The following is a 15,090-nucleotide window of genomic DNA, read 5'->3' as shown; positions in this document are numbered from 1 at the left end:
CGTCTATGGGCATCTCACAACTCCATTGTATTCTTGGTCGAAAACAATAGATTAGTGAGGTGCTCTTCTTTTTTCAATCACTTTCGAAGTTGAGAGTGGGGTAATATAAAGGTAAGTGTTGGTACGAGTAACAATAAAAAGCATCGCTATTCAATGATGGCGATGCCTTTTATTATTTACTTTTTGAAACGGTCCTTTTCAAGCTTATACCATTCATAAGAATACGATTAGCTGTGTCAAAATCGCTTAGCCTACAACGTGTAGTGCTTGCACTCTTTTTCCTTGCTACTCTAATTTTTGTGAATGGTATTAGAACGTTATTAAATCAATCTACTGGCTAAACTGTTTTTGACAAAGCTCCATAAAAGCACGCCCATACTGACGAATTTCTGCATCATCACGTACCGCCATCCAACTGGTAAAGCGACCAAAGTGGTCCACTGGAATCGCGGTTAAGTTCTGATAATGGCTCGGCTCAAATGCCATTTCGGCAATGATACCAATACCTAGACCAAGGCCAACATAGGTGCTAATCACATCAGCATCCAGTGCTGCTAGTACGATATCAGGCTCTAACCCTGCCTCATAGAAAGTCTTGTCAATTGCTCCACGTCCAGTAAAACCGCCGTGATAAGTAACGATTGGATAGCTAGCAAGGGTCGGTAAATCGATAGATTCTAGGCTAGCAAGTTCGTGATCGCTTGGCACAATGACACGATGCGTCCAATCATAATAGCGATAGCACCGTAGATAATTATTGTGTAGTAGGGACTCAGTTGCAATACCAATATCAGCTTGCCCACGGATCACCATCTGTGCGATGGTTTCAGGATCTGCCTGTTGAAGTATCAGATTAACCTTAGGAAAGCGATCTTTAAACTCTTTAACCACTTGCGGCAACACGTAACGTGCTTGTGTATGAGTAGTTGCAATGGTGAGCGTGCCAATATTTGGGTTATTAAAATCAAGGCTAAGGTTTTCAATGGTGCGAATTTCAGCGAAGATGGCCTCAATGTGAGGCATGAGCGCTGTACCCATGGTTGTCAGCCCTGTTAGTCGTTTGCCTTGACGGACAAAAACTTCCGTTTTTAGCTGATTTTCAAGTGCCGCTATATGTTTAGATAGACTTGATTGGCTGGTATGCAGTACGATAGCTGCCTGACTTAAGTTATAGCCATTAATCACCGTGTGCCATACTGTCTCCAGCTGTTTGAGCTGAATTTGTAAGTGTCGTTGATTGACTACTACGTCGATTGCCATAACCTAATCCTATTATCTAAATATACAAAATCCGTCTGTATACATAAAATAAATATGTATAAACATGCGATAAGTAAACAGTGTAAAACAAAGCTATTATTCTTGTATATAATAAATAGCTATCAATTTATACTTTTTTGGAATATATATTTTAAGTATTCAAAAATGTTGATAGAATTTTTCATCTGCCAGACTGAGTAACTCGTTATCTTCTGGCGTATCTCCGTATGCGTATACAGTGCTAAAATTACTCAGATTGTATCTGTGTTCAACTAACTGCTTTTTTGTTATTCCGCTACAATCACCATTGATATAGTTGCCTGTCAATATACCGTCAGCGACATCTACTTCAGTGCATATTAAATCCAATCCATGTTTGACACACCATGGATTGAGATATAAGTCTAGAGATGCCGATACAATAACGACGACATCACCTTTTTGTTGATGCCATTTTATTTTTTCAAAAGCATTAGGTCTGACATAACGAGGTATTATCAACTCAGAGAAGGCTTCCCCTTTTATTCTAAGCTGTTGTTCACTCCTTCCTTTAAAAGCAAAGTGATAGACCTTTTTTCGAATTTCGCTACCTTGTAATAGACCTAATTTGTATTTCACAACAGTTGGTAATAAGATGACTTTACCTGTATTAATTCTGCTTTTAGGTGCTGCAAATAATAAGAATTTGGTAAAGGTATCTGTGTGGGTAATAGTGCCATCAAAATCAAATAAAGCGATATCCATAGGTGCTATCTCGTATTATTAGGGCATGGGTCATGTTAATTTTTTACACATAGCGTCTACTTAGACAGTTGTTGTATAGCTCTTTCGTACTATAGTCGGTGAACTACTCAACCACTACGGCATTAGTCTCCTTAGACATACTACTTGTACGATCTGCAGTCGGCAGCCTTGTGCCCATTTTAGAGCTCTTGGACTATATAGTCGGTTGAATAGAAAAATATTATTAGAATGTCTAGTCAAGCTAGGTGTTCTGAAGTACCATAATTGAATTTTGTTCTAATGAACGTATTTTTACAACGTAAAGCAATTTTTATCGATCCTTATTGTTAATAATCGATATCAATGATGGACAGTAATGATTGATAAAAATTGTGCGCGGTTGTGTTCTTTTTCTCAAGTGTTGGTGAGTTATTATGTCTGCTGTCAAATCTGTGCCGCCCAATCAGCCAGTTGCCAAAAAATCATGGGGAGAAGCGGCGAAAGCTTATTTAGACCCACGTGTCATGATTATGTTGTTTTTGGGTTTTTCAGCAGGTATTCCCATACTGCTTATTTTTTCTAGTTTGTCATTATGGCTCAGAGAAGCTGGCATCGATCGTGGCGTTGTGACCATGTTTAGTTGGGCCGCGCTCGGTTATTCATTCAAGTTTATCTGGGCACCATTGATTGATGCGTTACCTGTACCGTTTTTGACTAAGTGGTTGGGACGTCGACGCAGTTGGATGGTGGTATCACAGCTACTTATCGTTCTGGCTATTTTCCTAATGGCCAATGTGAATCCTGTAAGCGAAGCTGTTTTAGTTTATATGGCAGGAGCTGCCGTATTATTAGGATTTTCTTCTGCAACCCAAGATATTGTCATCGATGCATATCGCATCGAACTTGCGCCGCCATCGATGCAGTCTATATTGTCTTCTGTTTATGTGTCAGGTTACCGCATTGGTATGATTGTCGCAGGGGCAGGTGCATTATATTTGGCAGATTTTTTTGGCTCGAATGAGACTTTTTATAGTTATGAGGCATGGCGTAATACTTACTACATCATGGCAGGTGTCATGACGTTAGGGGTATTGACCACATTTGCCAGCTATGAGCCAACGGCTGAGACGTTGCAACACAAAAAGCAGAAGAGCAATCTTAAGGTGTTCTTGATTTATTCTGGTTTGCTATTAATACCAGGATTGATTTTTAGTTTGATATATCTAATCAATATTGTGATCAACAAAGTATTCAGCAGTACCCTAGCGCTAATACCATTAATGGCCATGCCAGCGATTAAGTTTTACTTTTTGGCCTTGGTTGCTTGTGCGCCTTTATTGCTGTTGTACTTCATTATCAACCAACCTAAAATTATCAATAAAGCTCCATTAGTCGCTGAAACTCGCGAAGATTACGTAAGATTGGTATTGCTGTTTGTATTCTCTGTCGTCGCGTTTATCATGGCTTATGTCTTGATTGGACCATTATTTCCAGAGTTCGAAGGCGCGTTTTCTAGCTTCCTTGTAGAAACATTACATCTGCTGATAAGTTTGGGTGTGGCGATGGCTGCAGGTTATGCACTCGTACAAGTAGGGTTGGTCAAAAAAGAAGTAGCGATGGCCACTTGGGTTGAGCCGATTTTAGATTTCTTTAGACGCTATGGTAAAAAGGCATTTTTATTACTGGCGCTCATTGGGTTATACCGTATTTCAGATATTGTTGCAGGTGTCATCTCCAACGTCTTTTATCAAGACATGGGCTTTAGTAAAACAGATATCGCCAACGCAGTGAAGCTCGTCGGCGTGATTATGGCGATTGCGGGTGGGTTTTTAGGTGGGCTATTAGCACAGCGTTTCCGTATGATGCATGCCATGATGATTGGCGCGATTCTTGCGTGTGTGACCAATTTGTTATTTGTGCTACTTACTTACAATCCAGGCAGTTTGCCATTTATGTATGTTGCGGTCATATTTGATAACTTAGCAGCAGGGCTTGCTAGTGCAGTGTTTATTGCTTTCTTATCAGCGTTGACCTCCATACGTTTTACAGCAGTTCAGTACGCTATTTTCTCATCACTTATGACGTTGATTCCTAAAGTAATGGGCGGATACTCGGGTGCTATCGTCGATAACATGGGCTATCCATTTTTCTTTATCTTTACCTTTGCGATTGGTATCCCGATTCTGGCGCTGATTTACTATGTCGATAAGCATATCGTCATTGGTGACAACGATGATATTTATGGCGATGATGAGGGTGATAATAGTGGTGGTAATAAATTAACTAAAGCTAACTCAAAATTGGATAGCTCTAAAGAGCGGCCACGTGTTTCAGATCGATGGTTGTCTTTGGTTTTTATCTCATTATTCGTTATGTACATTATTTTTAAGAACTATATATGATCGCATCGACCATTCGTCAGATAAAGCAGCACATTCAGCAATTGACGAATGAGGCTGCAAACAGCAAACTACCATCGTTTTGGCTAACGGACTGGTTATTGTATGTCGTTGATAAGCCTGTGATAGCGCTAATCACAGATGAAGGTTATCAACTAACAGACAGCGAGCTTGCGCAGTTCAATTCAGGTGTGACCAAGATGCAGGCAGGAATACCGCTTGCATATCTGACGGGTCAGCAAGCGTTCTGGTCGCTCACGTTTACTGTCAATGAGTATACGTTGATTCCTAGACCCGACACAGAAGTGTTGATTGAACAAGTATTAAATGGAATAAGTGCTCAGCCAAAGAGTATGGATGATGACAATAGACAGAAACGTTTACTGGATTTAGGTACTGGTTCAGGTTGCATCGCAATCAGCCTAGCGCATGAGCTAAAGGCAAAAAATATTGGTCCTACAGACGATAGCTGGCAAGTGGTCGCGGTTGATTTGTCGTTAGAAGCATTAAAAGTCGCTAAGCACAATGCGGCTATCAATAACGTTGCTGATATTGAGTTTATACAGAGCAGTTGGTATGAGAGTCTGCCGACTGATGATAGTCAATTATTCGATGTGATTGTGTCCAACCCACCTTATATTGATGAAGAGGATGAGCATTTGGCTAGTTTAGTTGCTGAACCTATTAGTGCGTTAAGCGCACCTAATCACGGACTGGCGGATATAATAAATATTGTCGAACAGGCACCGAAGTATCTGCGTGTAGGTGGGTTATTAGCGATTGAACATGGTTTTGACCAAGGATCTGCTGTTCAACAGCTGTTTCTGGATAATGGCTTTGAGTCTGTGCATACGGTAAAAGACTACGGTAATAATGACCGTGTGACGCTTGGACAGTTTCAGTAAGTAGGCTTGTATAGATAAATTTGTTTGATAATAAGTTTGGAATAGTAGTGGATAAGGGTTAAATATGGCACTCTCATTAGAGGCAGGGCAGCTGCTAGACGAAGAACTGTTGTGTTATGCGCGGCAGATATTGCTTGATGGCTGGGATATTGATGCTCAGATACGTCTGAAGTCGTCTCGTGTGGTTATGATCGGAGCGGGCGGTCTAGGTTGTCCTGCTTCTGAGACGCTAGTGCGTGCAGGACTTGGGCATATTGAGCTAATCGATGATGATGTGATTGAGGCCAGTAATTTACAGCGTCAGACGCTATTTTTACCCGAAGATATCGGTAAGCATAAAGCACTGACAGCAGCGCAAATGTTAGCGCGCATTAATCCATTGATTACGGCTTGCGGTGCAGTGGCGCGGTTGAAAGAAGACAATGCCTACGAGCTGCTCAACATGGCAGCAGTAAAGCCTGATTTGCTTTTAGACTGTACGGATAATTTTGCCACACGTGATGTGATCAATCGTATTAGTGTGCGTTATCAGATTCCATTGTTGTCTGCTTCGGCAATTGCGATGCAAGGTCAGTTAGCACTGTATGAACCACATTTGAACACTGGCTGCTATCATTGCGTGTTTGGTTCAGTTGTGAGTGATACAGAATCTGATGAGCGTACTTGTGCTAACTCAGGCGTGCTTGCTAGTACGACTGCGATTATGGGAAATTTACAAGCCAATGCCGCTCTACAATACCTTGGATTAACCAAAAATCCACTGAAAAACAAGCTGCTCATATGGGATGGTAGCCAAATGCAGCAGCGATTAATGGGCTATCGACAAGATAAAGAGTGTCCTGTTTGTAGCAGTCATTAGCATCTCCTTACTGTATGCACTACTGCGCTAATATTTAATGACATCAGCATTTATTCTAAAATATCCTTTCTATCACCATAGTTGTTTCTTATGAAAATTCACCGTCCGCATTTATTAAAGCATACATTCAATGTTGTCAATCGTGTTCGCCAAACTGCGAGTGTCGCTGGTCTGTCTGCACTCAGAGTAGCGAAAGGTGAAAAACCTGACGCGATGCTATTAAAAGACACTTTTGAACAATTGGGTACGACTTATATCAAAATTGGCCAGTTTATTGCGAGTACGCCGTCTTTGTTTCCACGTGATTATGTCAAGGCATTTCAGAGCTGTTTGGATCAAACCACGCCATTGTCTTATGCTTATATCGAGCAAGTATTAAAAGAAGAGTTGGCCGTTGATGGCATGACGCTTGATGATAGGTTTGCCCATATCGATCCGGAGCCATTGGCGTCCGCTTCTATTGCCCAAGTGCATGCCGCACGATTGCACAATGGTGATGAAGTGGTATTAAAAGTACAAAAGCCTAACGTTGAAACTATTATGCAGACGGATTTAGGCGTACTGCATGGTGTGACTAAATTGCTTGAAATCCTGATGCCATCGATGAAGTTTGCCAGCATTGCGCCAATTATCGATGAGATTCGTTTGCGTATGTTAGCTGAGACTGACTTTATCGCTGAGGCGCAAAACATTCGCGATTTTCAGCAGTTTTTGACCGTATCAGGTAACACTCGTGTGACAGCGCCCACGGTCTATGACGCGTTGACGACTAAGCGTGTACTGACCATGAGCCGTCTATATGGTGTTTCCATGGTAGAGGAGTCATTAATGCGTCAGTACTGCGCTGATCCTGCACAAGTGATGGCAGACACGTTAAATACGTGGTTTGCTAGTCTAATGCTTTGTAATAGTTTCCATGCTGACCTGCACGCAGGGAATTTGATGCTATTGACAGATGGCCGCATTGGATTTTTAGACTTCGGTATCGTTGGTAAGCTAAAAGCAGAAAGCTGGCGGGCATGTATGGGTATGATGCAAGCTATGCAAGACAGCGACTATCAAGCAATGGCGCAACATATGATTGATATGGAAATGACGCATGGTGGCAATCAGGTCGATGTCGTGGCACTGGGCGATGACCTACAGCGTATGATGAAGACTATCATGGCAGAGGATAAAGCCTTTACCAGTGGCGTACCTTTTAATAGTAAAGAGCAAGCCGATGAGCTGAATCAAATGATGCTTGAGATTGTGGAAGTGGGTAAGCGTCATGGTATTCATTTTCCACGTGACTTTGCGTTATTGACCAAGCAGATGCTGTATTTTGATCGGTTCATGCGTACGCTTGCACCAGATATGGATATGTTCAGTGATCAGCGTGTGCAAATGTTAGGACAAGCCTAAACTACGCTACGGCTAAATACTTCCCGTAATTCAAAGCTGGTATGTACTTGCGCGACGCCTTCGATACGGTTTAGCCGATGTAGTAAAAACTCTTCATAATGTGTCATATCGCGTACTCTAACTTTGATAAGATAGTCTTCGGTACGACCAGTGACAATGCTACAGCTAACGACTTCTTCAAAGCTCTGTATTTTGGACTCGAATTGTTCAAAGCGTTCAGCAGTATGACGATCCATACTGATCGCGATAAATACGGCCAATGGATAACCAAGCTTTTGCGCATCTGTTTTGGTGTAATAGCCAGTGATAACGCCCGCATCCTCTAAGCGTTTAATACGGCGGGCACAAGGTGTGGCCGAAAGGTTCACGTGTTCCGCAAGCTCGGTCACACTCATACGTGCTTGTGTCTGTAATAAGCGTAATAACTTTCTATCGGTCTCATCTATATCGGCTAAAGAAGGTTGAGGAAAATGATGGTTTAGCATATTTTTGGATTTATTAGAGGATTTAGCTAATTATAATTACTATTGCATAGGATTTCACTAAAATAACCTAAAATTATATAAAATAAAGCCGATTTCTGTTTCATGAACTTTGATATTATAATCACATAAACATTGGTTATCTCGTATGAGGCAGATTACCCGAGTCATCTACCATTTAGCTAAAAACATAAATTCCCATACCATTTAAGGATTGATTATGTCTGACCAAGCCACGCGCACTGTAGCCGCTACGACTGCAAAGACCACACCAAAAAATGCCGCTTTTGATTATAAAAAATATCGTCCATTTGCCTTTGCACCATCGTTACTAGATCGTACTTGGCCGAGTAAGACAATTGAGAAAGCACCGATATGGGCAAGTGTGGATCTGCGTGATGGTAACCAAGCACTCATTGATCCAATGACTATCGAACAAAAAATGCGTTTTTTTAAAACCTTAGTAGATGTGGGTTTTAAAGAGATTGAGATTGGTTTTCCATCAGCGGCACAGGTTGAGTTTGATTTTGCTCGTAAGCTTATCGAAGAAAATCATGTGCCTGATGATGTAACTTTGCAAGTTTTGGTGCAGGCTCGTGAGCATTTGATTGCTCGTACTTTTGAATCATTAAAAGGCGCGAAGCGTGCTATTGTCCACGTGTATAACTCAACTTGCCGCATTCAACGCGAAAAAGTATATGGTAAAGACAAAGCTGAGATTAAAGAAATTGCGATTGCAGGTGCCAAACTATTGCAGCAGTATGCGGCAAAATATCCTGAGACAGAGTGGGTGTTCCAATACTCGCCAGAAAGCTTTAGTCAAACAGAGACCGAGTATGCAGTAGAAGTCTGCGATGCCGTCTGTGACGTATGGCAGCCACAAGCAGGTCAGGAAGTGATTCTTAACTTGCCAGCGACGGTGGAAGCCTCTACGCCTAATGTTTTTGCCGATCAAGTTGAATATTTCTGCCGTCATCTTGCTCAGCGCGAGCATGTGATTGTTAGTTTGCATACGCACAATGACCGTGGCTGTGCGGTTGCTGCGGCTGAGCTTGGTGTGTTGGCTGGTGCCGATCGTATTGAGGGTACGTTGCTTGGTAATGGCGAGCGTACGGGTAATATGGATATCATGGTAATGGCGATGAACTTGTTTAGCCAAGGTATCGATCCAGAGCTTGATTTCAGTAATATGAGTGATATTGTTCAGGTAGTCAGTGAATGTAATAATTTGCCTGTGCATCCGCGTCATCCTTATGTCGGCGAGTTAGTATTTACCGCCTTTAGTGGCTCACATCAAGATGCTATCAAAAAGTCTCTTGACTACAATGAAAAGCATCAAGATGAAACAGAAAATGTTTGGGATGTGGCCTACTTACCGATTGATCCGGCGCATATTGGTCGTAGCTATCAAGATGTGGTACGTATCAACAGTCAGTCTGGTAAAGGTGGTGTCGCTTATATCTTGCAGCGCAATTATGGCTTTAACTTACCACGTTGGATGCAAATTGACTTTAGCGGTGTGGTGCAAAAGCAAGCGGAAAGTGCTGCACGTGAGTTGCAAAATGATGAAATATTACAAACTTTTGAAAGCACGTATTTGCAGCAAGGTGAATTTGAGCTACTAGACTATAGCGTCAATAACAAAGGCGGAGCAGTGTGCTTTGACGGTCAAGTGCAGATGAACGACGAAACCATCAATATTGCTGGGAAAGGTAATGGACCATTGTCATCATTCATTGATGGTATTGCTCAGCATACTGGTAAGTCGATACATGTCATTAATTATGCTGAACATGCAATCAATCCGCAGCACAATAGTGGTGATGGTATCGATGATGATACCAATAGCGACAACAAAACCAATGCCAATGCAGCGGCTTATATACAGTTAAATATTGATGGTGATGTTTATTCAGGGATTGGTACTTGTAGCAGTACTGTATCGGCTATGCTTAAAGGTGCATTATCAGCCTTTGCTCAAGCAGCCAATAGTATCGCCGCGTAATATCAAAAGGCATTCGTTTAATACAGCAAAAAACATCACCGCTTTTTTCTACAAGCAAGAAGCGGTGATGTTTTTTTTGTATAGGAAAAAGCTTAGCAGTTTGAGACCACACTATCTCAAGATAACCTACATTCGAGCTGCATAGACTGCCAAGAGTAATAGCATAATATTACTTGTGTTTTTGCTGTCTAAGACTTACGCTAATGTGTATAGCACCTATTATTATATTAATATAAACATAAGGTTAATTATGGAACCTATATCTTTTGCTTCACTTTCATTGGCATCTATTTTGGCTTCGGTACCTGCGAATGGTGAAATTGTGACTAAGCCTACCATTACCACGCATATCAGTCCGGCTATTGCAGGACAGTGGGAGATAGACTTGGATAGTCCGATCACAATGACCAACGAAGCTAGAGCTAGACAAGACACGTTAGAAGCTACTCAGCAGACAGAGAGTGTCGAGCCTGACGTAAAGACTGGTACAGAAGATGGTGTTCTGGTACAAAGCGAAAGGCGTATTGTTGATATTCCACCAACTGCTCATACAAAAACGAGTGCTTCTACTAAAGACTCAACTCAGTGCCGTGAGTTATATAACTTTGGTGCTGACAATGAAATGTGGGCGGTGAGTGGTGAAGAATGGACGTATAGTCGTTATTTAGTCACACACCGAGAAGAAGGTTTGCCAGTTATCGCTATTAGCACTGTCTATGATAATAATGAAGTAGATTGTTCTGGTAATCAGATTGATCAGAGCGGTGAGGCGTTGATTGCTTTTTTAAATCATGACGGCAACCAAATGCAGTGGTGTGCAGATCCAGAAGGAAACGAATGCTTTATGAATTTTCATAAGGTGTTGCCATAGTGATTTATAATCACTTGCGAGGACGTATTTTTTCGACCACGCTAATTGATTGTGAATCATAAATAGGATAAGAAATCTATCTGCATATAATAAAAAAAACCGCTACCTAATGAAGGAACGGTTTTTTTTATTTATATCAATAAATTATGATTTTTCTTTATTAGTGGTTAGAAGCTCTCTTTCAAGGTAATGAATGTTTTGCGCTTCGTGAACAAAGTTATCATCGGCTAAAATAACATCACGATGCATTGGTATATTGGTTTTGATACCTTCGATTACCAATTCATCTAGTGCATGTAGTGTTTTTGATACCGCTTGTTGGCGAGTCTGTCCATGACAGATAAGCTTGCCTATTAATGAATCATAATATGTCGGTATCTCATATCCAGGATACAAATGCGAGTCAAAACGAACGCCTGAGCCACTTGGTGCAAACAACTGATTGACAGTACCAGGACAAGGCATAAAAGTCGCTGGATCTTCAGCATTGATACGGCATTCAATGGCATGACCTTGAACATCAATTTCGCTTTGGCGGTAAGATAAACCATAACCTGCAGCGATTTTTAGCTGTTCAACGACCACATCAATACCAGTAATCATTTCGGTCACAGGATGCTCGACCTGTACACGAGTGTTCATTTCAATAAAGAAAAACTCGTTATTTTCAAATAAAAACTCAAAAGTACCTGCACCGCGATACTTCACAAGCTCGCACGCTTTTACACAGGCTCGTAAGATAGGTTCGCGTACATCATCTGGAATATCTGGTGCAGGCGCTTCTTCTAGGACTTTTTGATGACGACGCTGTAATGAGCAGTCACGATCATATAGATGGATGGCATTGCCATTGCCATCACCAAGCACCTGTACTTCTACGTGGCGTGGATTCTGTAGATAGCGTTCCATATAAACAGTGTCATCGCCAAACCACAACTCTGCCTCTTGTTTAGCAGCTTGTACTTGTCCGATAACCTCCTCAAAGCGTTCAACGACACGCATACCGCGACCACCACCGCCAGCTGCGGCTTTGATTAATAAGGGGAAACCAATATTACGCGCTTGTTCTTCAGCATTATGTAGAGTCACAGCACCAACAGAGCCTGGTACAGTAGGCACGCCTGCTTTTTTCATGGCATTAATAGCAGATACTTTATTGCCCATCAAGCGGATATGATCAGCGTTTGGGCCTACAAAGGTCAAACCTGCTTCTTCAACCTGTTCAGCGAACTCAGCATTCTCTGATAAAAAACCATAGCCAGGATGAATGGCATCGGCACCAGTGATTTCAGCAGCAGTTAAAATAGTATTAATATCAAGGTAGCTTTGATTGGCATTAGGTTTACCAATACAGATTGCCTCATCAACAAAACGTAAATGCATCAAGTTTGCATCAGCTGTGGAATAAACACCTACAGTCTCTATTCCAAGAGCTTTACAAGCTCGAACGATACGTAGGGCAATCTCACCTCTATTGGCGATGAGCAGTTTTTTTATCATGGGGTCATCCTTGTCGAAGCGGCAGTCATTGATAGAGTCGTTACTTTGGCATCGTGAATTTAAGTCATTATTGTCAATGCAATATAGCTTAAATTTAGATGCCAAATGATAATGGAACCTCAATCATAGTGAGATAAAGTGTGGCAAAAACAATCGTTACGCTTTATAGCGTATGACAGGTTGGCCAAACTGTACCACTTCAGAGTTATCGACTAAGATTTCATCAATGATGCCACTTTGAGTTGCCTCAAGTGGATTCATGATTTTCATGGCTTCAATAATACCAAGCGTATCACCAGCCTGTACTTTTTGACCTACTTTGACAAAAGGTGGGTCATTAGGGCTAGGTGCTGAGTAATAAACGCCAACCATCGGTGATGTCTCAACACTACCTGCTTTGACAGCTGGTTTTGCTTCAGCAGCAACGGGAGCAGCACCTGCTGCAGGTGCAGCCATCATCGTTGGAGCAGGGGCGTCGTAGTGACGAGTCAAACTAATGTGTTCATCGTCTGAGCTGATTTCTAAGTTAACCAGTTCACTTTCTTCCATGAGTGCGATCAGAGTGCGTATTTTTTCAATATCCATAGTTTTAATTTTGCCTTGTACTAAATTCGAGAAATAGTGTAACTAAATATTGTGTAGATAATTGCTAATGATACCTATATTCGTGCAAATGAGCAATCGATGTACAGTTGTTAACTGAATTTTTTTACATATTATGACGTAAGCTATTATACGAGTAAGAATTATACAAGGATTTATCATAGTCTATGTAACCAAGTAGCGCTAGTAATGGTTACTAGATACTAAGGCATGTCCTAAATTCAAACGAGTGCCCTCTAAATGGGCTAAAAATAGCTAAATTTTGCCAAACATCGTCAAATAGTTGGTCAATATCTTGATATTACCTGCACTATTTTCCTCGTTTAACGGCGATTTATCTTATTTTTATCACCATTTTTAAAATGAGGGCACACCCTAGGTTTACAGAAAGATATTAAGCCCATTTTGCTGTTAAGCGTTTTTGTTGATAACGCAGTCGTAAAGTCAGCAGGATGGACGATAAAAATAATCCTGTGATTAATGCCATCCAAAACCCTTGAGCACCAACGTCAGTAAAGCGTACTAAGTAAATACCGAGTGGTAACGCCACTAGCCAATAGCAAAATAGTGTGACCCACATTGGCACGGTGGTGTCTTGCATGCCACGCAATATACCAGCGATATTGACTTGCCAACCATCAAACAATTGATAAGCCAATGCAAAGATAAGTAGGTGCATGGCTTGTGCCCTGACGATAGGATTGTCTGTAAATGCCGCTGCCAGCTGTGGCCTAAACAGCCAAATACCAAGCATACAAGTGAGTGCAATCAACACTGTCCAAATTAAGCCTGTGGCTTGCACTTGTCGCAGAGCCATAATGTTTTTTTCACCAAAACGATTGGATATCATGATTGTCAGCGCCATGGCGACTGATATGGGTATCATGAATAGTTGGGAGGTCACTGACAGTGCTACCTGATGCGAAGCCGTTGCTATCTCGCCTAGTGGACTGATGACCAATGCGCCCAAACTAAATAAGCTGGCTTCAAAAAATATAGAGATACCAATCGGAATACCCAGTTTAAGCAGTTTTTTAATTTGTGCACGGTTAGGACTAGCAAAACTATAAAAGAATCGTGTGCTAGCAAACTGCTGCCGTTTTGTGAAGCTAGTATAAGCAGCAAGCAGTAGTACATTTATCCATAGCACAAAGGCCGTTGCAACGCCGCAACCTGCGCCGCCCATCTCAGGCATGCCGAACAAACCATGAATAAAAATATAGTTCAGCGGAATGTCTGCTAGTAAGCCGATGACACTAATGACAGTGACTGGTTCAGGTCGACCAAGTGCTTCGCAATAACTGCGTAGTACCGCATAGACGGCTAGGGCGGGGAAACCAAACGACACACCGTGAAGATACTGCGCGGCTATTGGCTGGATGTTTTCAGGTACGCCCATTATTCCCAGTATATTTGGAGCTAAATTAACCACGATAAAGCCAACAATACCAATGACACCAGCTGTCCATAAAGACTGCTGTGTGATATGAGGTACTCGGTTATGATCATTTTGCCCGATTGCTTCGCCAATGAGTGGTGTGGTAGCAATTAAAATACCAGTGGCCAACAAAAATAGAGGTAGCCACATACCAGAACCGACGGCAACTGCTGCCAAATCGAGCGCAGAGACTTGACCTGCCATAATGGCATCGACTACGCCAAGTGCTGCTTGGCAAAACTGAGTAATTAAGATAGGTAGTGCGAGCACACCTAAGCGTAAGCTGTAGCTTTTAAAATCTCTAAAGGATAATGGGAAAACCATAGTGAGCAACTTTTTATTTTTTACGGTATTTATTATGAATGAGCAACACCTGCCATCAATATAGTAATAGTGAGATAGGACGGTAGGAGTAGTGCCGACGATAATACTCCGATACATCATATGCGCAAGCTCATATAAGTGAAGTATGACAACAAAAACGAAGGCACTAAAATAAAAATAACCCGTTAATCTAAATAGGAGATTAACAGGTCATAAATAAATACGATGGTAAAGAAGCTGGGTTATAATGTCAATGTTTTACTAGGGCGTGTCCCTAATTCAGTTTGCAATGAATCATAGTACAAGCTAGATACAGC

At 41.6% G+C, this 15,090-nt stretch carries 12 protein-coding genes; 6 read left to right on the top strand and 6 right to left on the bottom strand.

Going from position 1 to position 15,090, the window contains the following annotated elements; translation table 11 throughout:
• Positions 1-330: 330 nt before the first annotated feature.
• Complete coding sequence (locus tag EI164_RS09645; RefSeq protein ID WP_192519754.1) at positions 331-1,260, bottom strand: LysR substrate-binding domain-containing protein; 930 nt, start codon at positions 1,258-1,260, stop codon at positions 331-333.
• Positions 1,261-1,419: 159 nt separating this feature from the next.
• Entirely contained in the window at positions 1,420-2,004 is a 585-nt protein-coding gene (locus EI164_RS09640; RefSeq protein WP_192519753.1) for an HAD family hydrolase, read from the bottom strand.
• A gap of 413 nt (positions 2,005-2,417) precedes the next feature.
• On the opposite strand from EI164_RS09640, the gene EI164_RS09635 reads away from it, so the two are divergent.
• The 4 genes from EI164_RS09635 (at position 2,418) to EI164_RS09620 (ending at position 7,550) form a co-directional block, all read left to right on the top strand.
• Complete coding sequence (locus tag EI164_RS09635) at positions 2,418-4,385, top strand: AmpG family muropeptide MFS transporter (protein WP_192519752.1); 1,968 nt, start codon at positions 2,418-2,420, stop codon at positions 4,383-4,385.
• On the top strand, positions 4,382-5,287 hold the full coding sequence (gene prmC / locus EI164_RS09630; RefSeq protein ID WP_192519751.1) for a peptide chain release factor N(5)-glutamine methyltransferase: 906 nt from the start codon (positions 4,382-4,384) through the stop codon (positions 5,285-5,287). Before EI164_RS09635 ends, prmC begins: the two co-directional genes overlap by 4 nt.
• A gap of 64 nt (positions 5,288-5,351) precedes the next feature.
• On the top strand, positions 5,352-6,146 hold the full coding sequence (locus EI164_RS09625; protein ID WP_192519750.1) for a HesA/MoeB/ThiF family protein: 795 nt from the start codon (positions 5,352-5,354) through the stop codon (positions 6,144-6,146).
• Positions 6,147-6,236: 90 nt separating this feature from the next.
• Entirely contained in the window at positions 6,237-7,550 is a 1,314-nt protein-coding gene (locus EI164_RS09620) for an ABC1 kinase family protein (RefSeq protein ID WP_192519749.1), read from the top strand.
• Here the strand turns inward: EI164_RS09620 and EI164_RS09615 are convergent.
• Entirely contained in the window at positions 7,547-8,035 is a 489-nt protein-coding gene (locus EI164_RS09615) for an Lrp/AsnC family transcriptional regulator (RefSeq protein ID WP_192519748.1), read from the bottom strand. The genes EI164_RS09620 and EI164_RS09615 overlap by 4 nt on opposite strands.
• A gap of 217 nt (positions 8,036-8,252) precedes the next feature.
• On the opposite strand from EI164_RS09615, the gene leuA reads away from it, so the two are divergent.
• Together leuA and EI164_RS09605 are read left to right on the top strand one after the other, a co-directional pair.
• On the top strand, positions 8,253-10,037 hold the full coding sequence (gene leuA, locus EI164_RS09610; RefSeq protein ID WP_192519747.1) for a 2-isopropylmalate synthase: 1,785 nt from the start codon (positions 8,253-8,255) through the stop codon (positions 10,035-10,037).
• Positions 10,038-10,287: 250 nt separating this feature from the next.
• Positions 10,288-10,908 (top strand): hypothetical protein, encoded by a 621-nt coding sequence (locus EI164_RS09605; protein WP_192519746.1) that lies wholly within the window; start codon positions 10,288-10,290, stop codon positions 10,906-10,908.
• A gap of 144 nt (positions 10,909-11,052) precedes the next feature.
• Here the strand turns inward: EI164_RS09605 and accC are convergent, their stop codons facing one another.
• The 3 genes from accC to EI164_RS09590 all read right to left on the bottom strand — a co-directional run bounded on the left by accC (position 11,053) and on the right by EI164_RS09590 (position 14,773).
• On the bottom strand, positions 11,053-12,408 hold the full coding sequence (accC, locus tag EI164_RS09600) for an acetyl-CoA carboxylase biotin carboxylase subunit (protein WP_192519745.1): 1,356 nt from the start codon (positions 12,406-12,408) through the stop codon (positions 11,053-11,055).
• A 156-nt stretch (positions 12,409-12,564) separates the two neighbouring features.
• Positions 12,565-12,993, bottom strand: a complete 429-nt coding sequence (accB, locus tag EI164_RS09595; protein WP_192519744.1) for an acetyl-CoA carboxylase biotin carboxyl carrier protein — start codon at positions 12,991-12,993, stop codon at positions 12,565-12,567.
• 412 nt (positions 12,994-13,405) lie between these two features.
• Positions 13,406-14,773, bottom strand: coding sequence for an MATE family efflux transporter (locus tag EI164_RS09590; RefSeq protein WP_192519743.1), 1,368 nt, complete (start codon positions 14,771-14,773; stop codon positions 13,406-13,408).
• Between the last annotated feature and the right edge of the window lie 317 nt (positions 14,774-15,090).

The organism is Psychrobacter sp. FME13 (assembly GCF_014861395.1).
Taxonomy (GTDB): Bacteria; Pseudomonadota; Gammaproteobacteria; order Pseudomonadales; family Moraxellaceae; genus Psychrobacter.
This window is presented reverse-complemented; position numbering and strand designations above follow the sequence as displayed.

Bases quoted from the DNA above. Each gene is read 5' to 3' on its own strand.
- EI164_RS09615 (WP_192519748.1), bottom strand. From the start codon at position 8,035: ATGCTAAACCATCATTTTCCTCAACCTTCTTTAGCCGATATAGATGAG.
- accC (WP_192519745.1), bottom strand. From the start codon at position 12,408: ATGATAAAAAAACTGCTCATCGCCAATAGAGGTGAGATTGCCCTACGT.
- EI164_RS09625 (WP_192519750.1), top strand. From the start codon at position 5,352: ATGGCACTCTCATTAGAGGCAGGGCAGCTGCTAGACGAAGAACTGTTG.
- leuA (WP_192519747.1), top strand. From the start codon at position 8,253: ATGTCTGACCAAGCCACGCGCACTGTAGCCGCTACGACTGCAAAGACC.
- EI164_RS09640 (WP_192519753.1), bottom strand. From the start codon at position 2,004: ATGGATATCGCTTTATTTGATTTTGATGGCACTATTACCCACACAGAT.
- EI164_RS09635 (WP_192519752.1), top strand. From the start codon at position 2,418: ATGTCTGCTGTCAAATCTGTGCCGCCCAATCAGCCAGTTGCCAAAAAA.
- EI164_RS09605 (WP_192519746.1), top strand. From the start codon at position 10,288: ATGGAACCTATATCTTTTGCTTCACTTTCATTGGCATCTATTTTGGCT.
- EI164_RS09645 (WP_192519754.1), bottom strand. From the start codon at position 1,260: ATGGCAATCGACGTAGTAGTCAATCAACGACACTTACAAATTCAGCTC.
- EI164_RS09620 (WP_192519749.1), top strand. From the start codon at position 6,237: ATGAAAATTCACCGTCCGCATTTATTAAAGCATACATTCAATGTTGTC.
- accB (WP_192519744.1), bottom strand. From the start codon at position 12,993: ATGGATATTGAAAAAATACGCACTCTGATCGCACTCATGGAAGAAAGT.
- prmC (WP_192519751.1), top strand. From the start codon at position 4,382: ATGATCGCATCGACCATTCGTCAGATAAAGCAGCACATTCAGCAATTG.
- EI164_RS09590 (WP_192519743.1), bottom strand. From the start codon at position 14,773: ATGGTTTTCCCATTATCCTTTAGAGATTTTAAAAGCTACAGCTTACGC.